Origin of the sequence: Paenibacillus sp. FSL R10-2734 (genome assembly GCF_037963865.1) — a bacterium.
GTDB lineage: Bacteria > Bacillota > Bacilli > Paenibacillales > Paenibacillaceae > Paenibacillus_AQ.
In genome coordinates, this window is record NZ_CP150170.1 from 177,379 (window position 1) to 202,457 (window position 25,079).

General features: G+C 45.5%; 23 protein-coding genes. 5 read left to right on the top strand and 18 right to left on the bottom strand.

Features of this window, described 5'->3' with window-relative positions; translation table 11 throughout:
- Positions 1 to 96: 96 nt before the first annotated feature.
- The 4 genes from NSS67_RS00740 to NSS67_RS00755 form a co-directional block, all read right to left on the bottom strand.
- Positions 97 to 1,455: a sugar phosphate nucleotidyltransferase gene (locus NSS67_RS00740; protein WP_339320462.1), complete on the bottom strand. Its 1,359-nt coding sequence runs from the start codon at positions 1,453 to 1,455 to the stop codon at positions 97 to 99.
- An 11-nt stretch (positions 1,456 to 1,466) separates the two neighbouring features.
- Positions 1,467 to 2,303 carry a DUF6492 family protein gene (locus NSS67_RS00745; protein ID WP_339317884.1) on the bottom strand — a complete coding sequence of 279 codons (837 nt, stop codon included), beginning with the start codon at positions 2,301 to 2,303 and terminating at the stop codon, positions 1,467 to 1,469.
- Between the two features lie 263 nt (positions 2,304 to 2,566).
- Complete coding sequence (locus tag NSS67_RS00750; RefSeq protein ID WP_339317885.1) at positions 2,567 to 3,154, bottom strand: hypothetical protein; 588 nt, start codon at positions 3,152 to 3,154, stop codon at positions 2,567 to 2,569.
- A gap of 27 nt (positions 3,155 to 3,181) precedes the next feature.
- Positions 3,182 to 3,496, bottom strand: a complete 315-nt coding sequence (locus NSS67_RS00755) for a hypothetical protein (RefSeq protein ID WP_339317886.1) — start codon at positions 3,494 to 3,496, stop codon at positions 3,182 to 3,184.
- Positions 3,497 to 3,693: 197 nt separating this feature from the next.
- Between NSS67_RS00755 and NSS67_RS00760 the strand changes: the two genes are divergently transcribed.
- A complete protein-coding gene (locus tag NSS67_RS00760; protein WP_339317887.1) occupies positions 3,694 to 6,006 on the top strand; it encodes a UvrD-helicase domain-containing protein in 2,313 nt (770 codons plus the stop codon).
- Between the two features lie 72 nt (positions 6,007 to 6,078).
- Here the strand turns inward: NSS67_RS00760 and NSS67_RS00765 are convergent, their stop codons facing one another.
- The 8 genes from NSS67_RS00765 to NSS67_RS00800 form a co-directional block, all read right to left on the bottom strand.
- Positions 6,079 to 6,315: a hypothetical protein gene (locus NSS67_RS00765; RefSeq protein ID WP_339317888.1), complete on the bottom strand. Its 237-nt coding sequence runs from the start codon at positions 6,313 to 6,315 to the stop codon at positions 6,079 to 6,081.
- A 109-nt stretch (positions 6,316 to 6,424) separates the two neighbouring features.
- Entirely contained in the window at positions 6,425 to 6,742 is a 318-nt protein-coding gene (locus NSS67_RS00770; RefSeq protein WP_339317889.1) for a hypothetical protein, read from the bottom strand.
- A gap of 94 nt (positions 6,743 to 6,836) precedes the next feature.
- Positions 6,837 to 7,712 carry an alkaline phosphatase family protein gene (locus NSS67_RS00775; RefSeq protein WP_339317890.1) on the bottom strand — a complete coding sequence of 292 codons (876 nt, stop codon included), beginning with the start codon at positions 7,710 to 7,712 and terminating at the stop codon, positions 6,837 to 6,839.
- Between the two features lie 216 nt (positions 7,713 to 7,928).
- Entirely contained in the window at positions 7,929 to 8,708 is a 780-nt protein-coding gene (locus tag NSS67_RS00780; RefSeq protein WP_339317891.1) for an ABC transporter permease, read from the bottom strand.
- Positions 8,709 to 8,723: 15 nt separating this feature from the next.
- Positions 8,724 to 9,500 carry an ABC transporter ATP-binding protein gene (locus NSS67_RS00785; protein ID WP_339317892.1) on the bottom strand — a complete coding sequence of 259 codons (777 nt, stop codon included), beginning with the start codon at positions 9,498 to 9,500 and terminating at the stop codon, positions 8,724 to 8,726.
- Positions 9,501 to 9,511: 11 nt separating this feature from the next.
- Complete coding sequence (locus tag NSS67_RS00790; protein WP_339317893.1) at positions 9,512 to 10,594, bottom strand: ABC transporter substrate-binding protein; 1,083 nt, start codon at positions 10,592 to 10,594, stop codon at positions 9,512 to 9,514.
- The gene (locus tag NSS67_RS00795; RefSeq protein ID WP_339317894.1) at positions 10,566 to 12,020 is read right to left on the bottom strand and encodes an aryl-sulfate sulfotransferase; all 1,455 of its coding nucleotides are present in this window, start codon (positions 12,018 to 12,020) and stop codon (positions 10,566 to 10,568) included. The genes NSS67_RS00790 and NSS67_RS00795 overlap by 29 nt, the downstream gene beginning before the upstream one ends.
- Before the next feature lie 28 nt (positions 12,021 to 12,048).
- On the bottom strand, positions 12,049 to 12,615 hold the full coding sequence (locus NSS67_RS00800; RefSeq protein ID WP_339320463.1) for a MarR family transcriptional regulator: 567 nt from the start codon (positions 12,613 to 12,615) through the stop codon (positions 12,049 to 12,051).
- Between the two features lie 333 nt (positions 12,616 to 12,948).
- Between NSS67_RS00800 and NSS67_RS00805 the strand changes: the two genes are divergently transcribed.
- The 3 genes from NSS67_RS00805 to NSS67_RS00815 are packed head-to-tail and all read left to right on the top strand — an operon-like array spanning position 12,949 to position 15,441.
- Positions 12,949 to 13,692 (top strand): metal ABC transporter ATP-binding protein, encoded by a 744-nt coding sequence (locus NSS67_RS00805; RefSeq protein WP_339320464.1) that lies wholly within the window; start codon positions 12,949 to 12,951, stop codon positions 13,690 to 13,692.
- Entirely contained in the window at positions 13,685 to 14,527 is an 843-nt protein-coding gene (locus tag NSS67_RS00810) for a metal ABC transporter permease (RefSeq protein ID WP_339317895.1), read from the top strand. The genes NSS67_RS00805 and NSS67_RS00810 overlap by 8 nt, the downstream gene beginning before the upstream one ends.
- Entirely contained in the window at positions 14,524 to 15,441 is a 918-nt protein-coding gene (locus tag NSS67_RS00815; RefSeq protein WP_339317896.1) for a metal ABC transporter substrate-binding protein, read from the top strand. Before NSS67_RS00810 ends, NSS67_RS00815 begins: the two co-directional genes overlap by 4 nt.
- Before the next feature lie 59 nt (positions 15,442 to 15,500).
- Here NSS67_RS00815 and NSS67_RS00820 read toward each other — a convergent pair whose 3' ends face one another.
- The 5 genes from NSS67_RS00820 to NSS67_RS00840 are packed head-to-tail and all read right to left on the bottom strand — an operon-like array spanning position 15,501 to position 23,133.
- Positions 15,501 to 16,970, bottom strand: coding sequence for a stalk domain-containing protein (locus NSS67_RS00820; protein ID WP_339317897.1), 1,470 nt, complete (start codon positions 16,968 to 16,970; stop codon positions 15,501 to 15,503).
- A gap of 34 nt (positions 16,971 to 17,004) precedes the next feature.
- A complete protein-coding gene (locus tag NSS67_RS00825; protein WP_339317898.1) occupies positions 17,005 to 18,732 on the bottom strand; it encodes a FecR domain-containing protein in 1,728 nt (575 codons plus the stop codon).
- On the bottom strand, positions 18,729 to 20,489 hold the full coding sequence (locus NSS67_RS00830) for an adenylate/guanylate cyclase domain-containing protein (protein WP_339317899.1): 1,761 nt from the start codon (positions 20,487 to 20,489) through the stop codon (positions 18,729 to 18,731). The genes NSS67_RS00825 and NSS67_RS00830 overlap by 4 nt, the downstream gene beginning before the upstream one ends.
- Before the next feature lie 24 nt (positions 20,490 to 20,513).
- Entirely contained in the window at positions 20,514 to 22,877 is a 2,364-nt protein-coding gene (locus NSS67_RS00835; protein ID WP_339317900.1) for an SLC13 family permease, read from the bottom strand.
- Positions 22,878 to 22,899: 22 nt separating this feature from the next.
- Positions 22,900 to 23,133: a cyclic nucleotide-binding domain-containing protein gene (locus NSS67_RS00840; RefSeq protein WP_339317901.1), complete on the bottom strand. Its 234-nt coding sequence runs from the start codon at positions 23,131 to 23,133 to the stop codon at positions 22,900 to 22,902.
- Positions 23,134 to 23,489: 356 nt separating this feature from the next.
- Here NSS67_RS00840 and NSS67_RS00845 point away from each other — a divergent pair, with 356 nt between their 5' ends.
- The gene (locus NSS67_RS00845; RefSeq protein ID WP_339317902.1) at positions 23,490 to 23,879 is read left to right on the top strand and encodes a hypothetical protein; all 390 of its coding nucleotides are present in this window, start codon (positions 23,490 to 23,492) and stop codon (positions 23,877 to 23,879) included.
- Positions 23,880 to 23,973: 94 nt separating this feature from the next.
- Here NSS67_RS00845 and NSS67_RS00850 read toward each other — a convergent pair whose 3' ends face one another.
- Positions 23,974 to 24,999, bottom strand: a complete 1,026-nt coding sequence (locus NSS67_RS00850; RefSeq protein ID WP_339317903.1) for an AI-2E family transporter — start codon at positions 24,997 to 24,999, stop codon at positions 23,974 to 23,976.
- Between the last annotated feature and the right edge of the window lie 80 nt (positions 25,000 to 25,079).

Consider the following 25,079-nt stretch of genomic DNA (forward strand, 5'->3'; position numbering starts at 1 on the left):
AAATGCGTTGATGTTAACTGGCTACGCTCAAAAAATCAACCGGGACTAGTACGCTGGTTTCAAAAAGACCCGGTTGATTTATTTCACTCCATATCGTTAATTATCAAGGGAGCTTCCCCCCCCCTCCCATCCGGTAGAAACACGCACATAATCTTCAGCGTCAGGAAATGACGCTAATTCAATGATGATCAATTCGAGCGCTGTAATCGCCCGCAGACCATGTCTCGCACCCACAGGAACCGTAACCGTGTCTCCGGCAGCAACCACATGAAGAATGCCGTTCATACGGTACTCTCCGCTACCAGAAAGAAAAGACCATATTTCTTTAGTATGCCTGTGAAAATGATAGCTAGTGTGCTTCCCTGCCAGCATGGTGATTTTGGAAGTCGTAACCTCATCACCTGCTGCTGTACGAGAGAAATCTAGAATGCGCGAGCTTCCCCACCGCTTTTCTTCAATCATAGGCCTTGCGGCATGACCCTCCAGCTTCTGCTTAATCCGTTTTGCTTGCTCTATCCCTGCAACCAAAATACCATCCGGACCTGCCGCCACGATCAAACCTGGGGCACCGATGACATGCACGGGACAAGAGAGCTCGTTGACTAAATGTGTTCCTTTTGAATCCTCAGAAATACTCCCCCTGCCAATTACTTTTTCCTGCAAATGAGGAGTAAGCGCATCCCAACTGCCAATATCCGCCCATACCCCACTATAGGGAATAACTACCGCTCGCCGCGTGTGCTCTAACACCTCATAATCAAAGCTTCGTTCTGGCAATTTGTCATAACGCTCCAGCAGCTGAATGTAATCCACGGGGATATCCCTTCCAACCATACAAGAGAGCAAGTGCCCTAACGAAGAGGAGAACACACCGCAATTCCAGAGCCCTCCTTGGGAAATAAATTCGGCGGCCCTCGCTTCATCCGGCTTCTCTGCAAACTGATCAACATTTAAAAAGGACGTACCACATGAACCTTCACTTGGTAAAATATATCCAAACTGTGTGGAGGGGAATTCAGGTGTAACCCCTATCAGAGCAATATCCGCCTGTGATTCTGAAAGCACATTGGGAAACCGTTGAAGCTGCTTAAAAAAAGAAGCCTCCACATAGGAATCCACCGGAATGACCACTATGATCTCTTCTAGGTCTATCTTCTTCACGGAGTGCAAGTAGCTCGCCGCGAGAGCGACCGCAGTAAAGGTTCCCCGCTTCTGCGGCTCCGCCAGCAAGGAAACCTGATCGCCAACGGATTTCCGGGTAATCTCCACCTGACTGCGATGGGTGACAATGCAGCTAGAATCCAGCAATCCTGCCTCCTCCAGCCCTCTGCATACTCGCTCGATCATCGACTCCATACCGCCATTTTCTGTTGGAAGAAGCCTTAAAAATGCCTTTGACCTGATCTCATTCGACAGCGGCCACAGCCTCTTCCCCGATCCCCCTGAAAGGAGCACGATCTGCAACCCTATCGCCCCCCTGCGCTGGACTTACTACTCGCTGTTCTCACATACCCTTTCCGTTTATGAAAAGACAACGATCTATACTTTGCCGCCAGGTGGCTCAGCTTCTGCTTGGATAGCTGACCTGCATTCATATGGAGGCCTTTATTGCGAGACTTTTGGATCTTCATGCCCCCACGTTCCTTCGAATACAGGTAATTTCCATAGGTTTCGAATTCAGAGAAGGCAAATTGCTTGGTGCGGTTCATGCTGTGTAAAATCGCCGAATACCAGGGCCTTTGATGCTTGATTTCGATTTCTCTTTTCATTTGAGTCAATTGGCTGCGTTCAAACAGCATATAATGCGTCACAAAAGAGGAAGTGGACGCCGCCTTCTTACCCATCAGCTTCTTATAGGTTGCAAAGTACTGAGGCTGACTCCAATTACGGCTGTAAAAAATCGTCTTTCCTTTTTCACGGAACCGATGAGGAGCGATTAAGACCGTATCTGCATCAATGACTAAAAAATAATCAGCCGTACACAGCTTGTCACCATTCAGCTTCAACAATTGCTGGAACAACCAGCCGGATCTTTCCCATTTCCGTGAACGGTAATGGATATCTTTTTTTGTAATCGGCAGAACCGTATTCTCATCGACAAATGTGCAGCCCTTTTTACGGCAGAAATCTAGTATCCGTGTCTTTTTTGGAGCAACAATCAGAATTCGACCTATCGGATGCTTAACATGTTTGCGGACAGCGTCAATAACATAGGGAAGTGTAGCCAAATCCTTCTCGATTGCCGGAATCAATACATCTATGGTCACGGCATGTCTTATGCGAACCTTAATGGACGAGGGCATAGGGTCATCTCCATATCATGATTTTGCTTTAGGATATGAACATGATAAGGAAAGGGAATGGGCTTATTGTAAACATAAGAGAGGGACAAGAAGAGGGATAAGCATCACAGAATTGTTCAGCTGAGTGGGATACGTATGACGGACAAATCTGTGATGCGTGGGAAGGATGATTGTGAAAGTTCGATACCTAACTACGGGCTATCCAAATTGCTCTTTTCTGGGGCATTTATGCCCTTCTTTTCGCTCATAGTGCCCAATTTGCTCTATTCTAGGGCATTTATGCCCTTCTTTTCGCTCACGGAGCCCCATTCCAGCTTTTCTACGGGATTTATACCGCACATTTCGCTCACATAGCCCCATTCCAGCTTTTCTACGGGATTTATACCGTACATCTCCCACATTGAGTCCCATTCCAGCTTTTCTACGGGATTTATACCGCACATTTCGCTCACATAGCCCCATTCCAGCATTTCTACAGGATTTATACCGCACATTTTGCTCACACAGCCCCATTCCAGCTTTTCTACGGGATTTATACCGTATATTTCGCTCACGGAGCCCCATTCCAGCTTTTCTACGGGATTTATACCGCACATTTCGCTCACACAGCCCAATTCCAACATTTCTACGGGATTTATACCGCACATTCCACCTACTGAGCCCAATTCCAGCTTTTCTACGGGATTTATACCGCACATTTCGTCGACTGAGCCCCATTCCAGCTTTTCTACGGGATTTATACCGCACATTTCGCTCACACAGCCCAATTCCAGCTTTTCTACGGGATTTATACCGCACATTTCGCCCACTGAGCCCCATTCCCGCATTTCTACGGGATTTATACCGCACATTTCGCCCACTGAGCCCAATTCCAGCTTTTATACGGGATTTATACCGCACATTCCACCTACAGAGCCCCATTCCCGCATTTCTACGGGATTTATACCGTACATTTCGTCCAATGAGCCCCATTCCAACATTTCTACGGGATTTATACCGTTCATTCCGCCCACAGAGCCCCATTCCCGCATTTCTACGGGATTTATACCGCACATTTCGCCCACTGAGCCCAATTCCAGCTTTTCTACGGGATTTATACCGCACATTTCGTCCACTGAGCCCCATTCCAACATTTCTACGGGATTTATACCGTACATTCCCCACAGAGCCCCATTCCAGCAATTCCCACTCACGCAGCCAAACTCCACACTTTACCCAAACTCCACCCTTTACCCACACTATATCCAGCATTTTTTTCTGTGCAGCAAAAACGCTGGGATGGTATATTGTAGATTGGCTAAATTTAAGACACTATTTAAGATGAACTCAATCGTCATAGAATTAGATTTTTTGAGCTCACTCTAAACAGAAATATATGAAGGTGAATCTATTGAATAAGCTCTTATTTCATAATATCCCGCTGGGTGCTACTGGCGAACGCATTCCACAGGCGGCAGTAGCTTCAGCACAGACCAGCACGGAACTGGTGAAGCGGGAGGACGGCGACTCCGCTTATTTTCGTAGGCTGGAGGAAGGCGGCATCCTGCTTAACCGCCCGCAAATTGCCGCCGTGCGGCATCATACAGGACCGCTGCTGACACTGGCCGGTGCAGGCTCCGGCAAAACCTCGGTTCTGATCTGCAGAACCGGTTATTTGCTGTCCGTGCGCGGCGTCTCGCCGAGTCAGCTACTACTGCTGACTTTCTCTAGTAAAGCCGCAGCAGAAATGCGCGAACGAATCGCCCTGCTCCCGGGAGTCAGCACAGCAGATGTCGCGCGGCTGCAGGCTCGTACGTTCCATTCCTTTTTCTTGTTTTTCTTGCGCAGACAGGGATTGCAGCAGGAGATTTTCAGCGAAACGCGGCGCCAGCACATCCTATTGAAGCAAATCATGCGCGAGCTTGGGCTGCCGAAGGATGCCTATCCACCGGAAACCTTACTATCTCTGCTCTCTTCCAGCAAAATGAACATTGGCACCGTGGAAGATCTGCCAGAAGGAACCACCGCCGAGAAAGAAATGAAATCCATTCTAGAAATATACGAGCAATGGAAACTAGACAATTTCAAAATCGATTTCGATGATGTTCTCCTAATCGCCTATCGGATGCTGCGAGAGCGTCCGGCGCTTTTGCAAGAATTGCAGATGAGATATTTGTATGTAATGGTCGATGAGTTCCAAGATACGAACGCCTTGCAGTACGAACTTGTCAAAATGGTCGCTCACCCGCAGCATAATCTAATGGTAGTTGGTGACGATGACCAGACGATTTATTCCTTCAACGGAGCGCGTAGCGAGTTCATTCTAGAGTTCGAGAAGCTCTATCCAGGAGCTAAGGTCATTACACTCGATATTAACTATCGCTCAGGCCCAGCTATTGTTGGACTTGGCAACGGCATTATCAAGCACAATACACGTCGGCGCTCCAAAACCCTGCAAGCGGCCAAAGGCAACGGAAGTCAGCCCCGGTATATGCGTCCACAAACTGCAGATGAAGAAGCCGAGCAGATGGTCGAGCATATTTTAAACGAGGTCTCTAGCGGCAAAAGAGAATATAGCGACTTCGCCATGTTATACCGAGCGTCCAGCAGCAATCGGGCGGTTCTCGAACTGCTCCTTTTACGCGATATTCCCTATATTGATTACGGGGAAGGACAATTATTGTACGAGCACTGGCTGATCTCTCCGGTATTGGATCATTTGCGACTCTCCGTGAATCGGCGGAATTTTGCGGCTATGGAGAATATCCTACCAACGCTATATATGAACCGTGAAAAAGGCATGAATCACATCCGCCAGATGGAGGCTAGACAGCCCAAGCAAGGACCGTTAATTCACCTGTTGTCCATGCCCGGCATGGAGGATTTCAAAGGAGCTAAGCTAAGAGATCGGCTCGATCTAATCCGGAATATACGCGAACTGACCCCGGTACAAGCGATCCGGCAGATTCGTACCCAATTCTACGATTATTTCATCGAAGCGAATGAACGGCATCAAGCAACCTTACATCGCGAGACGTTAAAAGAAATGCTAGATGAGCTAGAATCCTCCGCGGCGCGTTTCGACAGCATCCCTGCCTTTCTTGATTTTATAGATAATGTTACGGAGCGTAACGAGCATAATCGTCAACCTGGCACTAAAGAGCAAGGCAAAAGGATCGCACTAATGACCATTCATAAATCCAAGGGGCTAGAGTTTCCTGTAGTCTTTTTAATTGGAGCATCTGAGGGAATCCTTCCGCATAGCTCTGCACTGGAGGGTGATCGGCTAAAAGACCGCAAGCTTGCAGCCGGAAGCAGCGGAGCTTCAAGCTTAGCAGCACTGGAGGAGGAACGACGACTGGCGTATGTGGCCGTTACAAGAGCCCGAGAGGAGCTATTTATCAGCTCACCTGCACAGCATCGGGGTAAAAAAGCGGAAGTTTCCCGCTTCATGTTATCCGCCTTCCGATCTGCCGTTTCTGCTACTGCGGCGACTACGGTGAGCAGATCAGTAACTACAAGAGCAGTAACTACAAGATCCTTGCCGACCAGCCGTGCAACTACAACAAAAACCCATGTCGTTCCAGTATGGAATTGCACAGGCAGTAGTTGTCCTGGCTGGACACGCATGAAAGCTGGCGGGGCTGAGGATCATCTAACCTCAAAACCATGCCCTCTATGTAGCTCACCTATGGCGAAGGATCAAAGAGAAGTTCCCGTATGATTCACATGCAAAAAAAGCAAGTTTCCTCTTCCTAGGAAACTTGCTTTTTAATATATTGTGCTATGCTCCAGCTTAGGTCCACGCCCACAAAAATCCGTCCCGATCCCAAGCAATTCTCCCGCCATGGAGCTTACGGAAAGCCTTTTTCACATCTTTGGAGAGTGAGGCATTGCCGTTCTCATTCACAAATACAAATTGTTCTCCGAAATTCTCTTTCACATATTCAATCGCCGCAGTCTGATGCAAGGTACCCGTAAAACGAATTTCCTTCACCATCCATTCCGCTACATCTTGTGCTGTTACTTCCATATGGATGTGCCTCCTCTCTGTTCTTGCTGCTAAAATGTGCCCTCATTATAACATGAATACAGCCCGATCGGACAAACGTCCGAATCGGGCTGTATTGGGATATTTCTAATTATTGGCGGTATGTATGATTCGAAGGATAACGAGTCTTCTGCCCGCCACTTACCATCAACAGAATCCCTGTAATCAAGTGTAGTACCCATCCCACTAATGGAATCCAAGCCAATAAAGAAGTTATAATTCCGAGCACTGAACCATAGATAGATTCATTGTTCTTTAAAGATAAAATCAAAGTAACCAGATGAAGAATAAACATAAATCCCAGTGCGGAGTACCAAGTGCCAATTACAATAGCAGCACCCAAAAATGGTATTGCCAAAATAATTTCAAACGAGCCTGTAATCCATTTCAGAGCTTTAGAAGCACTCAATAGAAAACCCCCTAATTAGGTAAAATATACTAATTATTATACAAAAACCCATCGTTCTCGTATATGATTTTTCTCGTGCTTCACAATTTTATTTTCATCCTAATGGCAAGGGTTCATCCACTTCCTGATGAGGCTGTCTCTGTACAAGTGGTGGCAATCCTTCCTTACTCATTGCAGCCGAAGGGGCAAGGCCCAAGCAATGGCACATTAACGGAGCCATCCGCAGCTGAGGGAGTGCTTCTGCCTCTTTTTCCAGAGATAATGCATCTACTCCAAACGTATATAACGGCACATCTCGCTCTGAAGAGGTTATCCCACCGTGGTACCCATTTGCGTTCATTCCATGATCTGCCGTAATCAGAATCTTGTACCCCTGCTCCATCCAGATTGGCAAAACAGTAGCCAGCAAACCGTCGGCAGTACGCACGGAAAGCTCATATTCCTTGCTCTCACCGCCATAACGATGTCCGGCGTCATCTATATTCATGGAGTGAATGTAAAGGAAATGCGGATCATACGCACTCCGTAAATACACAGCATCGGCAAACACATGGCTATCGGGATAGTGATCCTCGAAATAAAAGCTGCCATGCTGAATTGGCTTCATCACATTATGCTGATGGCGATCAGCCAGCGGATTAAAGGGAGCCGAATTATACAGCTCACTGACCCAATGATAGGCGACTGCAGCTGTTCGCAAATTAGCGGCCACTGCTAGATGGAATACACTCTCTTCACGGCTGGGTCTCACAATATGATTGGCCGTAATTCCATTTCTGGACACGGGTGTACCCGTCAAAAGCACTTCATAAAGAGGGCGTGACAGACTGGGTAATTCCGACTGTACTCGGTAACAAGATAAGGAACCTTGCTCCACAAGATGCTCTAAATACCCCATGTATTTGCGAGCTGCATCATATCTAAGTCCGTCCAAGACAACCACAATGAGTTTATTGGTCATTTCCGTCATTCTACTCACGCTCCTTCTACCTCTACCGTACATCGTATGCTATTACCTCAGCTCCACAGCATTAACCGTCAACAAAGTATGCACTCAATAGCAGTATAGGTGCGTTCTATTTTCGCGGCATTAAAGAGGATAAAAGTATTTGTAAATAAAAAATAACGCAAACAATAAACCACCTGAACCCTTCAGGCAGTCTGTTGTTTGCGTTATATTAAAGCACTACCTTCTACGCGCCGCCACACTAACTACGCCGTATCTGTAGAGCACTTTTTTACCGAACCAGCCGAACATCCGATCCGTAAAGAAGCCCATAAAGCCAAGGCAGAACAAGCCGACAAATATCCAGTCTGTACGGAAAAATAATCGAGAATTCCAAATCAGATACCCTACACCTTCGTTTGAAGCGATCATTTCAGCACCGATGATTGCCATATACGAGGTGCCCATCGCTAGCCGGATCCCCGTAAAAATATACGGTATCGTCGCCGGAACGATCACATGAATTAGGATTTGCCATTCACTAGCCCCCATGCTGCGGGCTGAACGGATTTTATCCTCCTCCACAGACATCACACCGGTTAAGGTATTTAGCACCACGATAAAAAAGGTAGCGTACATAATCAATGCAATCTTCGACTGCTCCCCAATGCCAAACCATACTAGAAACAATGTAATGAACGCAATCGGCGGGATAAAGCGGATAAAGTTCAGAAAAGGCTCCGCAAATATACGAATCACATTCACCTTTCCAATAATCAGACCTACGGGAATCGCCATTAAACTACCCAATACCCAGCCAATGAGCACCCGGTAAAAGCTAATCCCGATATATTGCATCAAAGTACCGTCTTCTAGCAGCTCCCGCCCGCCCTTGAGCGTGCTCCAAGGCCCGGGAATCACATCAGGGCCGTAGATTACTGCCCCAAGCTGCCAAATGCAGAGTGCGGTAATCCATAGTATGGATACGGAAACCCATTTCTTCTCCACCCATTTCCTCATCTATCTCACCCTATCCTATTCTTCGAAATGACTTTGAATTTGGTTGTACAACGAGTAAAATTCCGGTGAGGCTACGTCCCGTGGATAAGGCAGTGTATTGTCATAGATATCCGTGATATTGGAGGAAGGTCCTACAGACATAATGCCAATCCGTTCCCCTAGCAGCAATGCCTCCTGAATATCATGAGTTACAAAAATCACCGTCTTATGCGTCTGTTGCCAGATATTGACCAGCTCCTTCTGCATCGTCCTACGGGTCATCGCATCGAGTGCACCAAAGGGTTCATCCATCAGCAGGATCGCCGGATCATTCGCGAGCACCCTAGCCAGCTGAACACGCTGCTTCATACCTCCTGATAGCTCCTTCGGGAACTTTTCCTCGTGTCCGTTCAATCCAACAAGTCCGATATACCGATCCGATATGGAGCGCCGTTCTGCTTTTGCGATTTTCTTCATTCGCAGTCCGAACTCCACGTTCTCACGGACGGTCAACCAAGGGAATAAAGAGGAGTCCGCCTGTTGAAACACCACCGCTCGGTCTCTGCCAGGCTTATTCACCTCTTCGTTATCCACCCGCAGATTACCGCCGGATTTGGAGACAAATCCGGCGATCATATTCAGCAGCGTCGATTTTCCGCAGCCACTTGGACCTAGTAGAACGAAGAACTCTCCACCTTTTATTACGAGATTCACATCTTTAATAATGTAGTGAACATCTCCAGCGGCTGGCTCACTGTAGCTCTTGCGAAGCTGCTCAATATGAATGGTGTTCTGCTTAGCAGTTAATGACATTCTGAACCCTCCTATTTCTTGTACGTAACCTCTTCTGGCAATGCCTTCGCCAGCGGCTCAAGATTCAGCTTGCGATCCAGATCGAAATCCTTCTCGATGATTCCTGTGTCGACCATATATTGCTTCTGCTTAGTCAGACTGTCATAAGCCTCCTGCGTGAATCCGAGGGCCCATGGATTGTTTGGAAGATCTTTGATCGTAGATTCCTTAGGCTGCTTCACTTCCTCATACATCAGATCGGCAACCTCATCTGGATGAGCCTGTGCATAGACCCCAGCTTCATCCACTGCTGCGAGAAAGCTCGCGATCCCCTGTGGATTGTTAGCTACAAAATCATTTCCTGCTACAATGCCCATACCTAACCGCACGGTTGTTTTGGACATATCCGTCAGCTCATGTACGCCTGCAAGGGCACCCAGCTTATCATTAAGAACTGAACCATAGAACCATGCGCCATCCACAGCCCCTTGCTTCAAAGCGATATAAGATTCATCGAATGCTCCCTGTCCTATCAACTCCACATCACTTAAAGCAAGCTGATTTTCTTTCAAATATTCATCCCAAAGGTACGGAATGAAGGTTCCGCGAATAAAGCTCAGCTTCTTGCCTTTCAGCTCCTCAGCTGTCTTGATATCATCCTGTACGAACAGCTTCCATTCTGTAGAAGCTTCATCTGTCGCCAGACCCGCCGAGGCGATGATCGAGTAATCTCCCTTCGAAACTGCATTCAGTAAGGGAAAGTCCGCTCCGAAAGCCACATCCACCTGTTTAATAAAGAGTGCATTTACGCCTTCTGCCGGAGAACCGAAGTTGACTAGTTCAGCGTCTATCCCGTGTTTAGCAAATATCCCCTTATCTAACGCCACTCGAAAGGTCGGATTCGTATTAATGTCGGCAATTTTAATCTTCAACGTCTCTTCTTTGCCGCTCGCCGCTCCATCCTCCGAAGGCGACGCATCGCCTTTGGAGCTGCAGCCTGACAAAAGAATCACCAACGATAAGGATAAGAGCAGAAAGCTTGAGCTGATCCATGATTTTTTCAAAACAACATCCCCCTCGAATTTGTTAATTGGCTTTGCGGCTACTTCCTTCATCTGTCGTCGCTACACAAGCAGCTCCCTCAACAAACGGTAGGGTTGTCGCTACACTTACTACAGAATCCGATCCCTTAGGTGCGGCCCCTGGTACTCTGAACTGCGTTACATCTATTGCCTCAATCGCTTGTTCCACTGGCTTCTCCAGCTGTGGTACCCACGCATAAGGTACACGGTAGGAACGGTAGACCATGTTCGTATTTCTGGAGTCTATAAATGGCGAGATATATTCCCACACCAGTTCATGTTCTGGCGTAACTTCAAATAATCTGCCGTTGGAGCCCTCCGTGATTAAGGTATTGCCATTCGGCAACCGCTGAGCTGAGCTGATGTAAGGACTGTAGAATTTATAAGAATCAGTAGGAACGGAGAAGCCTGCTTCTGCCGCGGTATACTGCCACTCAATTTCGAGTGTTACTGGATTGATCTCCAGAATTCGCGAGTGATCGCGGAGTGCATTCTTTTGCCCAAAGGGAGAAGATGGATTTGGAAGACCATAACCACCCCAACCTCCGTTATCAAATACGAGTAAGTTGCCTTCTCCCGGCAAACCCTTCGGAATGATATGCGCATGATGCTGGCCAATGATCCAGTCAATATGCTTCAATTCTGGTAACGAGTAGTCTGGACCTATTCTCCACACGATGGCTCCCGTACGCTTATCCGTAATCGCGATAATATTGGCTTCTCGCGCATCCCAGATCACATTATCCGGATGGAACCGCTCATCACCCGCATCATAAAATTTATTTGGGCCTACATAGGAGGCCGAATTGATATGCAGCCAGTCTCCAACACCGCCACCCAGATTCCCGAAGGAGCGTGAGTTAGGATCACGAAAAAGTACGTTTTTGGCCGCTTCATCAAAGCCTAGCTCTGCAAAATGTTCGTTCGGAGCCCATTCCCAGACGATATTCCCTTCCCAATCAACCTCGATAATCGTATCATCTAGCAACTGCTTGTCGGAGATTTGGTGGTTGTAGATATTTTTGTGAGCGAGGATTAAAGTATTGCCACCGTCTACTTTGGGCTCAAGCCCTGGTGCAAAATATCCTACCGGATTACCTTCGCGCTGATAATCGTGATGCTGGCGAGCATACCAGAGTGGTTCATAACCCGGATCTTCTATATGTTCATAGCTGTTATATTTCCATACGATGTTGCCGTCCCAATCGACCTGAACCAGATCTACATTGTCCTGTATGCCGAATTTCGGATCTCTTCTTCCTGTGCTGCCTAATACATAACCACCGGGGAAGATCTTGGCCGGAAATCCAAGCAGTCCCTTCCACAAGTGCACCTCTTTACCGTTCATATCAATCAGTACAACGCCTTCTTCACCAGCCTGAAATACAGTGTAGCCACTCCATGCTTTGCCCGGATTATATACGGTTGCTCCAGTTGGATAAATGGTTGAATGTCCCATGTTTCATCTCTCCTATATTCGATTTATTTTAGTAGCTAAGATAATTACTTTTCTTTGAAGAGGCTCGTGGCTTCTGTTCAAGGATTAACGAGGCTTCACCCTCAGCATTCTCCTTCGCCAGCTTCAGCAAGGCATCCGAGAATCCCTCCAGATTACTGATGATCCGCTGGTAGAAGTGACTTTGCTGCGCCAATTCCTCTTCCGTAAAATCCTCAAACAGAAGCGAAATACATCGTTCCCCGATATTGCTGTTAAGCTCTGCCATCTCTCGGCCTTTGTCCGTGATGTCCAGCATCACCGTCCTGCGATCCCCTTCCTTGCGTCTGCGCACGGTATATCCGCCGGCTTCCAGCTTATCGCTTAGCGCGGTGATCGCACCTGACGTGAAATCCAGTTCATCCGCTAAGTCTCCAAGCCGCTGTTCACCCTCGCGAATGATTTTATGCAGAATTAGCATGCCTGGTAAAGAGATACCTTCCACGGTGACCTTATCCCGCTCCTTAACGAATCTACGGACCACCTTGCGGAATACCCAATCTGTCTCCTCCAGCTGCCTCCAGTACTTGTCGCTCATTGCTACCTCATCTCTCTCCATAGCCAACAAAAAAAGACTCCCAGCACATACCCCTAACAAGGGATTAGTGCGGGAGCCTTTGGCGGTCCAATCGGCTCGGATGGATTATTTCACTATTCATTTAATTACTGTTTAAGTATTGCTGATATCATATACCCCTTTATTCCTACCTGTCAAGTATGGATTTATTCACAATCAAATTAAATTTGAAATTCCCGTTGACATTTTGCCCATTGTTAAATATATTGTACCTAAGAATAATTGTTTACCTAGGGAAACAAATTAGAAGTTGATAACAAATGTTTCTTATAGGAAACAAGCTAGTACATCTTTAAGACGAGGAGTTTTTTCATGATCGAAATTAGAAATCTTAACGTGGATTATTTCGGTAATTCTGCACTGGAAAATATAAATATAGACATCCCTTTTGGACATACGGTAGGAATTATCGGGCCGAATGGTGCCGGTAAATCTACATTCATTAAGTCATTGTTAGAGGTGATCAAGAAGAGAACCGGAACGGTGATGATAGAGGGGAGAGACATTTCTGAATATAAACGCAAGATAGCATATGTGCCGCAAAAAAATGACATTGATCTTACCTTTCCAATCACAGTAAAGGATACTGTCCTAACTGGAACTTACCCAAATCTGAGGATTTTTCAGCGTCCCGGAAAAAAAGAGCGAGAAAGGGTCGCACAATGCATGGCAATGGTGGATATTAGTGACCTTGCAGACAAACAGATTAGCAATTTATCTGGAGGACAGCTTCAAAGGGTCTTTATTGCCAGGGCTCTCGCACAGCAAGCTAATGTATTTTTTTTAGATGAGCCTTTTGTCGGTATCGACTTAGTCAGTGAGAAGATTATTGTAGAACTGCTTAAGCATCTTCGCGAGGAAGGGAAAACCATACTGATCGTTCATCATGATTTGCATGAAGTCGAAGAATATTTTGACAAAGTTATCATTCTAAATAAAAAGCTTATTGCTTTTGGTGACGTTAAAGATACCTTTACATCAGAGAATATTCTCAGAGCATATGGTGCCTCCTTAGGTAATCTGGTGGTCAAAGGAATGGGGGGTGCTGAAAATGATTGATTATTTCTCTAGTTTATTAAATATTCCGATATACGCACTTAACGCCGGATTATCTGCGATCATCCTTGGAATTGTATCAGGAGCTTTAGGGAGTTTTATTGTGCTTAGAAAAATGTCTTTGATGGGGGATGCCTTGTCCCATGCTGTACTCCCTGGTGTGGCGTTATCTTATATATTAGGGATCAACATTCTTCTGGGGGCCTCACTATTTGGACTTCTAGCAGCCATTCTCATTCAATTTATTACAAGCCGCAGCAATATCAAAAGTGATACCTCTATCGGGATTATTCTCAGTTCGTTTTTTGCTCTAGGTATTGTTCTAATCACCTTTGCCAAGAGCGGGCTTGATCTGACTCATATTTTGTTTGGCAACATTCTGGCCGTCCCACAGTCCGAGTTAATGCAATCATTTATTATTATGCTTGTTGTTATCGCCGTTATTTCATTGTTGTATAAAGAGCTTTTAATGAGTTCGTTTGATCCGGTTGTCTCTAAAGCCTATGGGTTAAAAACAGGGTTCTACCATTATTTATTGATGATGCTGCTATCTGTGGTTACCGTATCTTCATTATCTCAAGTAGGAATTGTGCTTGTTATTGCAATGCTTGTTATTCCTGCCGCTACATCCTATCTCTGGACGAATAAGCTAATCCACATGATTATTGTAGCTTCTGCAATCGGCGCTGTATCCGGAATATTAGGCGTGTTTGTAAGCTTTAGATTCAATTTACCCACAAGTGCCACCATTGTTCTGGTAGGTGTAAGTTTGTTTGCTATTTCATTTATCATCTCACCTAAAAATAATTTCCTGAGGAAAGGGTTGAAACAAGGATGAAACACATAAGGATTCTCTCTTTGGCAATGTTCATTTTAATTCTTACCGCTTGTTCAAATGCTAGTGAAGGAGAAACAGACAATGATAAGCTGAAGATTGTTGCGACGTACTCCATTATCGCGGATATGACAGAAAACATTGTTGGGGAAAAAGCTGAAGTATACAGTATGGTTCCTATCGGAACAGATCCGCATATGTACGACCCATTACCGAAGGATACAAGTAAAGTATCTAGCGCAGATATCATTTTCTATAACGGAATGAACCTAGAGACAGGTAAGGGATGGTTTCAGGACCTGCTTGATGTCACTAATAAAAAGGATGTTGCTTTTGCAGTCTCCGATGAAGTATCTCCCCTGTACCTAAGTGAAAAGGGTAAAGAAACTCAGGTAGATCCTCATGCCTGGCTCGATATTCAGAATGCAATAAAATATGTAGATATTATCACTAAACGTGTAATCGAAAAAGATCCGGACAACAAACAATTTTATCTGAATAATCAATCAGAATATGTTAAAAAACTTAATGAATTAGATCAATATGCCATAGAAGCGGTAGAGAAAATCCCACAAGAGAAACGCATCCTTGTTACAAGCGAGGGAGCATTCAAATATTTTTCAAAAGCCTACGGATTTGAATCAGCCTTCATCTGGGAGATCAATACGGATAGTCAAGGCACGCCTGAACAAATGAAACGAATCATTAACATTATTGACGAAAATCAAGTGCCAGCTTTATTTCTGGAAACGAGCGTTAATCCGAAAACAATGGAGACCATCTCCATTGAAACGGGAGTACCGATACATTCTAAGATTTTCACCGATTCTTTAGCTAAAAAAGGCGAAGACGGTGACACATACATTAAGATGATCAAGTGGAATATTGATAAAGTCGTAGAAGGATTATCGTCATAAAAAAGGCTGTCGAGAATTTTCTCGACAGCCTAAACTCCTATAAAGAATATAACAAATAATTATTGACCACTTTCCAGTACAATCGCGTGACTGTCCTCATCATAAACCTGCATAAAGGATGAAATAGTCGGTAAATAATCGGCTGCCACATACAAAGTACCCTTTATGATTTGCACATTAAGGCTCGCGTCCGGCTTTAAAGTGAGTGTCCAATCCCCTTTGCGAATCACGGTCTCTTTGCTTGCCGCATCCCAACGAACGTCCGCTCCCCATGAGCTAAAGAACGCTCTAACCGGTAAATATATTTTATCGGACTCCTTAAGAGGTAGAGTAGCAGTATTTAAATTCACCTGCACTCCGTCCAACCATACTTGCATGTTCTTACCCGCTGGTAGTAGCGAGACTGCATCAAGCAGATCAGCCTCGCTACGCAGTGGCTTAAGGGCTTGCAGATCGAGGTTCAAGACCTTCAGCTTGTTATTCAGCGTATCCGTCACATACAAGTTCCCGGAGGTAATCGCAACGCCAGAAGGCTGGTTAAACATCACTTTATCCAATGCTCCAACCTGATCTCCCGAGGTGGCTTGCCCTGCAACTGTGATGACTCTTCCATCCTTCTGAATGGCCCGAATGCGATGATTCAGACTATCAGCAATCAGCAACACTCCATCGGCATAGGCCAGTCCACGAGGACGATTAAACAGCGCCGACAGACGATCTCCATTGTGGAACCCTCCAGTCATATAGCCAGTCACAGGATCAACACTGGTTGCTTTGCCTGCAAAGGTCTCAACCTTATCGCCTTTAATCAACCGGATCATCTGATTCCCACTGTCAGCCACATAAAGATTACCGGTTTCATCGAACACAAGACCCACAGGCTCATTAAATTTGGCCAAAGCTACTGCTCCGTCTAAATATGCACCATTACTCCCCTGCTGACCCACAAAAGTAGTCACAATACCTTCCGGTGTAACTTTGCGAATCACATGATTCAGCGTATCGGCTACATATACATTGTTATTGCTGTCTACAGCTAAACCACCTGGAGCGTTAAACTGCGCCGTATTGGGTTGTCCATCTTTATAGCCGGCGATTCCCGTTCCTGCGAAGGTGTACACTTCTCCATTCTTTATTTTACGGATAACATGATTGTCGGTATCACTGATATAGATATTGCCTTTACTGTCTACAGCGGTATACGTCGGATGATTAAACAAGGCCTTGCCACTCTTATCATCGATATATCCTTCAGCACCTTGTCCAGCCACTGTCTGCAGCTCTCCATTACTCCACTTGCTGATCGTACCGTTTCCCGACTGAACGATAATAAGGTCATTGCTACCAGGTACGGCAGTCAATCCCCAAGGCTGTTTAAGAGAGAATACAGCATTAGACGAAGCATTCTGCGTGATAGTCCCTTGAACGTCACCACTTGTGTTTTGCACTGCCTCTGCGGTAACGATACTGGATAGTGATCCGCTTATGAGCATAAATCCACAAACGATGGAGATGAGTTCCTTTTTCATTACATTTTTTCTCCTCTCGAAGGTCAGTGCGCCTTTAAAATAACAAAGATAATCTAATCTGAAGGTTGTCTATTACCTCTACAGGGCCGTTTTCTGTATCTTCAATCCTTACAAGAGGAATGGTAACGATATAAGGCTCAGGAATTAGTGCATTCAAAAATTCCGGAGATAGTTTAAGCGTATAGGTATTCTCATCGTTCCGATTCAGAATATAATCCGTATTTCTCAGAGGAATTGGCTCTCCAACATATTCATAACGATATCTAATCTCCCCTACCTCATAACCCAGTGAATGGATGATAAATTCCGGTGCTTCATCTTCACCTATAGGATCAGGGCCAGTATGGTTAAAATAACCAGGAGTGATCAGTCCCTCGTAGGTAAAACCACCGTCTGCTATCTGTTGATCTTCTTCCTGAACCTTCCCCTCGGTCTCGGCATTCTTTAACAAACCACCGTTAACCTTGATTTGAACGAGTGAGCTATAAGGGAGTGATTCAAATAGCTGAATAATAAGCTTATTCTCTCGAATGTATACCTCACCTAAATCGAGCTTGTCCTCGCTTTGATTCAAAGTGACACTCACCCCATCCCTCGCAGCATCAGGATTAGGGTCATCTGCGATATTAAAGGCTATCGGTGCTGTAAACGGCAACACAATCTCCGTATCACTGACGAGATAGTCATAGATATGTTCTCTAAATTCCTGCTGGTCTATCTCAGGCGCGCCAAGTGGATTTGGTGTCGGTATCGGCGATGCCGTTGGCTCTGGTGTCGGTGTTGGCGATGCCGTTGGTTCCGGCGTCGGTGATGGCGCTACCGTTGGCTCTGGCGTTGGCGTTGCCGTTGGCTCCGGCGTCGGTGTTGGAGTCGGCGGCGCTGGTGGTTCCGGTGTCGTTGTCGGAGGTGGTGTCGGCACAACCACTATGCCAGAATTAGAGGAAGTAGTTTCAGAATAAATAATCTGAGATGTTGGCGTTGGTGTCGGTTTAACTCCGTTCAGCGCGGCCGCCATAGCGTCTTTCTTTTGCTGCATTATACGTTCGAGATTCTCCGCTTCGTTGAACTTCTTTTCTTCCTGCAAATATTTAAAATGCTGTTCCAGAACAAATAGCGGCAACACCTCCAAGGACAGCCCTTGTGTCGCCCATTGTTCATTCATCATAGTAAGCTGTTGGGAAGCTCCAATCATAAGCTCATCCGCCATGGAATTAATAGACGAAACCACATGAACTGTTCCTTCCAGAACCCCCAGATAACCGTTATTTCCTAACACTCCAGCCTGAGCTGGATTGTCTTGGCTAGGATTAACACTAACAAAAAACTCTGTGCCCATAACGCCCATGATGGCCGTAGGTGTCTCAATCTCAAAGCGAGAGTCTCCATCCAGCTTCTTTTTCACCTTGATCAGGACTTGCCCGTTTTGCAGCTTCAGGCTTGTCTTACCGCCCAGCGCTTTTGCGCTTTCGACTAATTGGCTGATGGTAAGCGTAGTGTTTGCTCCAATTGTAACTTCTTTGTTAGCATCAAGATCGAGACTAACTTGCCCGTCAGTGCCTGTTATAATCGTATCACCTTGCGTAATCGCCATCCCTTTAAAAGCGTTGAATTTCTTCGTCCCTCCGCTCTTTTTCACCTCAGACTTGCCTGAGACCGCTGTTATTTTCCCCACCTTGACGCTATCCTTCGCCTCTGTGACAATAGCTGGCCAAAGAATACTGAACAACAGAATAAACGACAGTGTAAGCTTTAACGACTTCATCTCATTCCCTCCAATTCATAGACGCTGATTCCTTGCTCTTTGCCCTTTACCTTGATCTCTCCTAATGAAACGGCGAACACTCTATCTTTTACAAAAGCGTAAGTAGCCTCACTGATGAGAATTTGTCCAGGCTTCGCATTGCTTTCCAGACGGGCCGCCGTGTTGACGGTGTCTCCAATCGCTGTATAATCCATCCGAGTCTTAGAGCCGATGTTCCCAAATACAGCAGGGCCAGTATGTACCCCGATGCCAAATTTCACTACAAGCCCAAACCGTTCGAACAGCTTTTGCTCCACCGCTGCCGAGCCTTCCTTCATCGCCCAAGCAGCCTTTACCGCTTGCATCGGATGATCCTCTAGCAGTAATGGTGCATTGAAAATCGCCATCGTGGCATCCCCGATAAACTTGTCCAGCGTGCCATCATATTTAAAAATACAACCCGCGGTCAGATCCAGATACTCATTCAGGATCTCTACAATCTCCTCCGGTTCAGCAGCCTCCGACAACGGGGTGAATCCGCGAATATCAACGAATAACAAGGTTAGCTCTCTGCGACTTCCTCCCAGCTTCAGCCCTTCTTGACCGTTCTTGAGAATTTGATCTACGACCTGCGGAGCAACATATCGGCCAAAAATATCCGTAACTCTACGTTTCTCCATCAGTTCTTCTATATATTGAAAGGCTATTACAATAATGCAGGTCAGAATTAGAAACGGAATCACATAACCTAGTGAAATTACTGTTCCTCGATCATAGAAATAACGCCCTGCAAAAATAAAGAGTGCAATAATGGCCGCAATGGCCACATAGGAATATAGCATCTTCCCTTTACGGAATAGTAGATACGCCAGGAGTGCAACTAGCACCAACACTACTTCGTTCCACTTCCAATCCAGCACCCGTTTATAATTATCGTCCAGCAGCGATTGAATGATATTCGCATGTATTTCCACGCCGTATAACGTGTCTTTGCCGCTAATTGGTGTTAGAAAGTCATCCTTAAACCCTGTAGCATAAGGCCCAATGAGCACGATTCTATTCTCAAAATAGGATGGTGGAACCTCTCCGCTAAGCACCGCCGAATAAGGAATCTCCTCAAAGGCGCCATTACTGCCTGAATAGGGGATATAGAAACGTCCAAACTTATCTAACGGAAGCTTCTGCGGATCAGCGACCCCCCCCATCGCCTCTCGATATTTCTGATAGACCGTCCATGACAGGCTGTGAATAGACTCTCCCTCATAGTCAAAAGAATAAAGAGCCTTACGTACTACACGATCCGTGTCGGTAATGGTATTGATATGGGCTGTCGCATCCGCTGCTTCCCTTAAGGCCTCAAACGGCTGGGATAACTCCAGCACTTCGATCTTTCCCTGCTCGGTATTTGGCGCAAACGTGCCATATACCGGCAGGACTACATTCCCCGCATGGGCCACAGCCGCAGCGAATTCAGCATCCGCCTCCGGGTCCTCCGAGCCTACAGGGAACGTAAGGTCAAAGCCGATCACAGCTGGATGTCCTTCGGAGAGTGTATCCAAGAGCTGCGCATGAACATTTCTGCTCCACGGCCAGCTGCCGAAGTCCTCCAAGCTCTGATCATCTATCCCGATAATAGCAATCGTAGTGTCCACAGGCCGTTCTTGCTGCATCACTCGGTCTTGTAACAGATGATCAATAGAGTCCAGACTCCCTCTGTACAGTAGAAATGTAAAAATCACAGTAAGCAGAAGCAAAATATGTGCCAACTTTACTCTCAAGGTCCGTTTTCTCCAATCTCTGTATTATGGAATGAGTCCGAGCCAGCGCCAATAAGGAATGCATAGGATCGCTAGTAATATAACAGCAAGTCCATAACCTAAAGCTATTTTTCGGGCCTGCTTGTGGGTAAAGGCTTTACCTTCTGCGCTATAATAAGCGGTCAGATACGTTGGTGATTGATAAGCAAAGAAGAAGGGGTCAGTGGATAAAAGAATAAGGAATACAAGCACCCATGGATGAATACCTATTCCTGCGCCAATTGGAAGAAGTGCCGTAACAAGGAGAATAACTGCCGGATCATCGCGAATGACAAGTGTAACTACGAAAGAAATCATTATAACTGCCAATAGAAACAATATCGGTGAAGAGACAAACAAGCTCATATGCTCATTCAAAAAAGACGAGAGCACCTTGGCAATGCCAAGCTGATCAGATACACCTGCAAAACTGAACGCTACACCAAGGAACAATAGGAAGGGCCAGTCAATTCCGCTGGATAAGGTCCCTTTGTCGAGCACTCCACTAATCGCCAGTACCGCAAAGCCTATCAGCATCACCCATGTATTATCTAGTCCGTGAAGCGGTTGAAGCACCATGAACACAATGCAGCCAATAATCGTCCATAGGGAAATGCGTTCTTCTTTGGTGAGTGGACCGGGCAATGCCAGTTGTTCGTTAAGCACATCGCCAGATACCATCTTGGAGCCTGAAACATTGCGGAACATGAAGGATAAGAAAACTAATATTACACCACCAAAAACAATCAGTGCGGGCAGAGCATACAGCAGCCATTGCAGCCAAGTGACCTGTTGTCCGTCCGTCACCAAACCGTAAGCCATAACATTGGTATAAGAACCTGTCATTACAAAAGGAGCGGTGAAGCCATAGAATACCATAGCAGCCAGACCTAACCCTGCTGCTCCATTGCTGCGTTCGCGGTAACCCATAGACTCGGAGAGTGTGTGTGCAACAGGTACGCCAAGTGATACCTTAGCTGAAGAGGAGGGAATGAGCGGATTCATCATCATACCGCCAGCAACAATACCCCATAGCTGTCCGCGATAGCTTGAGGGGAATCTTTTTAAGGCGTGCAAGGCGAATCGATAGGAAATTCCGGACTTTGTAATCACAGCGCTAAAGCCCATTATACAAATCATAAAAATCCATGTTCCTGAAGCAAACCCGGACAACGCTGTCTCCGTATCGGTAATCCCGCCAACGACCCAGAGCATAACCATGCCTAGCGCCACGACATAATCCGGGATGATATTGACGATCCACAAAATAACGGCAGCGATAGCGATCCCTATAAAAGCTGTTGCATTCGCAGATAAGTTACCTACAGGTTCGATCACAAAAGATAACACTACGCATAGAAGAGCCGTAATAACAGCAACTGGACCTAGCCAACGATTACCTTTTCCCAAACGGGCTGCGCCGCGGGCAAGCTGCTGACTTCTTTTTCGAGCCAGCTTCTGCTTTGCTAATCCATAGGCACGATCACTATTTACAGCTTCCACTTTACGATCTGCCATAGCATCCGCGACAATGTCCGCTAGCTGCAAGTATTCGAGCGCCTGATGATCCTTTCCCAATCGCCGACACAGTTCGGTTCCCCATTCATATAACGACAGCAATTCACGAGAAGAGAAGGATTCTGCACCGTTTAGAGCAACTTCAACAAGCGCCAGACCTTTTTCCAAATGATGAAGCACACAATAAGGAATATAATCTTGCAAAAAAACACATTGGGATGCCAGCACCTCTACTGGAGCCATCACAAACAGATCAAAGAGAACTTCTCTTTCTTCCTGCAGCAGTTCATTCTTTACACGGACGTATGTATTCAGCGCAGCGCCCCAATCTTCCTGAGCCCCCTGCATTTCGATCACTGCTGCCCAGTTGCCCTCCGCTTCATACCAGTTCAGCGCCCGTTCATACCATAATGCCATTTCTTCATAACCAAATTTATTTTTGCAAATATCATGTAATGTAGGCTTCAGGCTTGGCAGTAGCTCCAGCCTTTCTTCCTCCAGCAATATCCCTCTGAAATAAGAACGTAACGAAGGATAAATCTGCACCTTTTCTCGCAGAGAGAACCCGAAAGTATAGTCAGAGAGCTCCCTGTTCACTACAGGAATATGTGAGCACCATAGAATAAACTGTTTAATCTCCTTAGGCAGTTCCTCAAGTTCCTGCTCCAAGCGCTTATGTTCATTTTCTTTTACAGCCTGCAGACGACCATTGGTCACTGTTAATCGCTGGGATAACAATCGGATAAAATAAGCTGACAAGGTTGCATTCTCTGCAATCAGGCGGTCGAACATTTTTCGGTCAATCACATAAAGGGTGGTTTCCACTGCTGCCTGTGCGCCTGCCGATCTCATCTCGCCTGTAAGCAGCGCCATCTCACCAAGTACTTTCCCATTGTCCGAGCAGCGCCAAAGAACGACGGCCCCCCTCTTGGGTCCTCAGGAACAGCTCAATGGACCCTCGTTCAACGATAAACATCCGATCTCCAGGATCGCCTTGTTCAAACAGAAGGATACCCGCAGAAAGCTCAAGCTTCGTAAGCATTCCCAGTATCTTCGCCTGCTCCATATTCGAAAGATCCTTGAACATTTCTATTCCTGTCAGCTTCACTTGCAATCTACCTCTTATTTTCGAAAGATTATGTCTATTAAAAATTTATTCAAAAATATTATATATGAAAAATCATGCGAATAGTAAGAATTTCCTACTTCCCCAGAAGAAAAGGGATATAAGGTACAAAAAATAACAAAAAGCAGGCCAGAGTTACCTCTGCCTGCCTTTGCCAGACTATCCTTATAAACTGATTATCATTTCAATGTTAAATCTTTAGGTTATCTTAAATATTGTTTAAGCTTGGGCTCAGCTTTCCGGGTTACAATAGAACTAAGTTAAATCACAACCAACACAGACACCTAAATCAGAACCTATAAAAAACGTTATTTGCAAAATAAGAAAAGAGGACTCTAATGGATATAAAAAGAGTGATTATAGTAGGAACCGTAGTTGTAGTAATGTCTTTTGGGAATGTTTGGAGCAGCCTTACTGCTAACGCAAGTTCGACTACCCAATGGTCCACTGTAAAGGCTGCCGATAAAGACGAATTATTATTGAAAGCACTTAACCAACCCACAGATGAAGATCTATACGATGCCTTATATGACGGCAAGTCCCTTCAAGATATTGCAGCAGAACAAAACACAGATATTGAAGATGTGATCGATCTACAAGTAGCCCAGCTAACGGAACAGCTAGATTCACGACTAGCTTCCGGAAGCATTACAGCCGAGCAATATGCAGCACACAAAGCGGAGCTGAGGGACATCGTTACGGAGAGTGTTCTCACTTCTTTCGGCTAACAATGGTACATACAGTGGCCGTACAACAGTTCTCCACACAAAAAATAAAGAGGGTGCCCCTATTGGGACGCCCTCTTCGTATATTCAAAACTATTTATTTAACAGAAGTTCCTATCTTGTTATCTCTATTGATCTCCAGTATATCCAGGAAGAAAACAAAGATTGGAATACCCAGAATTAGACCCCATACACCCAAATAGTGCTCAGAGAATAGCAGTACGATAAAGGTGTAGAACATCGGCAGGTTCATTTTGGATGACATTAGTTTTGGATTCAAGAAGTAACCCTCGACAAAATGCAGTACAGCAATCATAACCAATACATATATCGTCATAGCTAGGCCGCCAATATTGTAACCAATAATACAAAGTGGTATTAAGGAGATTACAAAACCTACAACCGGAATTAGACTAAGCAGGAAGATCATAATCGATAGGGCGAAAAGATAAGGAAAACCTAAGATCCAGAGTCCGATCACCGTAAAGCATGTATTAAACAGCGCGATCAAAATTTGCGCTTCGATAACTTTACCAAAAGACGAGATAAATTTTCTACCGAAATACTCAAGCTCTACATAGAACCAGGAAATCTTGCTCTCTTTAAGGCGGGCAGTGAAGCTGACAATTCTGTTCTTCTCAAGGATAAAGACAAAGCTCAGAATGGTGGATAATACGAAGCTGGTACCCCAATTACTTATTTTCAGGACATATTCAAGACCATCCTTCACATAAGACTGATAGTTCAAATCCCTAAGCTGGGTAAATAAATACTGTGCGATTTCGTTTTGCGGAATGTTTGCAGGGGTTAAACTGGTCAGAAAATTGGTTAATTGCTTAATCTGAGTGAAGACCTTCGGTAAATAATTCACTAAGGTGACTACAATCAGAGCAATTAAGGCTAAATACAAAATAATAATAATGACTTTACTGTTGACTGCAACATATTTATTGATCCGCTTCGTGAGCAGCACTTGAAAGCTGTTCATTACATAAGCCATCAGAAATGTTAACAGCACTAAATTGAGCATATCTCTAATACTGAATAGCAGCAGGGCAACCAGCCCTAAAATAAAAAAACGCCGGACCGTTAAATTCGCGTAATAACGCTTAAATACTTCCATTAGTTCTCTCCATTCGCCTACCAATTAGTACTCTGTTTATAGTCTACAGTAAGGAATTCACTTATAGCAACTAGTGATTC

Bases quoted from the DNA above. Each gene is read 5' to 3' on its own strand.
- NSS67_RS00750 (WP_339317885.1), bottom strand. From the start codon at position 3,154: ATGTGCGGTATAAATCCCGTAGAAATGCGGGAATGGGGCTCAGTGGGC.
- NSS67_RS00765 (WP_339317888.1), bottom strand. From the start codon at position 6,315: ATGGAAGTAACAGCACAAGATGTAGCGGAATGGATGGTGAAGGAAATT.
- NSS67_RS00850 (WP_339317903.1), bottom strand. From the start codon at position 24,999: ATGGAAGTATTTAAGCGTTATTACGCGAATTTAACGGTCCGGCGTTTT.
- NSS67_RS00795 (WP_339317894.1), bottom strand. From the start codon at position 12,020: ATGGGACATTCAACCATTTATCCAACTGGAGCAACCGTATATAATCCG.
- NSS67_RS00745 (WP_339317884.1), bottom strand. From the start codon at position 2,303: ATGCCCTCGTCCATTAAGGTTCGCATAAGACATGCCGTGACCATAGAT.
- NSS67_RS00790 (WP_339317893.1), bottom strand. From the start codon at position 10,594: ATGAAGGAAGTAGCCGCAAAGCCAATTAACAAATTCGAGGGGGATGTT.
- NSS67_RS00785 (WP_339317892.1), bottom strand. From the start codon at position 9,500: ATGTCATTAACTGCTAAGCAGAACACCATTCATATTGAGCAGCTTCGC.
- NSS67_RS00815 (WP_339317896.1), top strand. From the start codon at position 14,524: ATGAAACACATAAGGATTCTCTCTTTGGCAATGTTCATTTTAATTCTT.
- NSS67_RS00825 (WP_339317898.1), bottom strand. From the start codon at position 18,732: ATGAAGTCGTTAAAGCTTACACTGTCGTTTATTCTGTTGTTCAGTATT.
- NSS67_RS00780 (WP_339317891.1), bottom strand. From the start codon at position 8,708: ATGAGGAAATGGGTGGAGAAGAAATGGGTTTCCGTATCCATACTATGG.
- NSS67_RS00835 (WP_339317900.1), bottom strand. From the start codon at position 22,877: ATGAGATCGGCAGGCGCACAGGCAGCAGTGGAAACCACCCTTTATGTG.
- NSS67_RS00845 (WP_339317902.1), top strand. From the start codon at position 23,490: ATGGATATAAAAAGAGTGATTATAGTAGGAACCGTAGTTGTAGTAATG.
- NSS67_RS00810 (WP_339317895.1), top strand. From the start codon at position 13,685: ATGATTGATTATTTCTCTAGTTTATTAAATATTCCGATATACGCACTT.
- NSS67_RS00820 (WP_339317897.1), bottom strand. From the start codon at position 16,970: ATGAAAAAGGAACTCATCTCCATCGTTTGTGGATTTATGCTCATAAGC.
- NSS67_RS00800 (WP_339320463.1), bottom strand. From the start codon at position 12,615: ATGGAGAGAGATGAGGTAGCAATGAGCGACAAGTACTGGAGGCAGCTG.
- NSS67_RS00775 (WP_339317890.1), bottom strand. From the start codon at position 7,712: ATGACGGAAATGACCAATAAACTCATTGTGGTTGTCTTGGACGGACTT.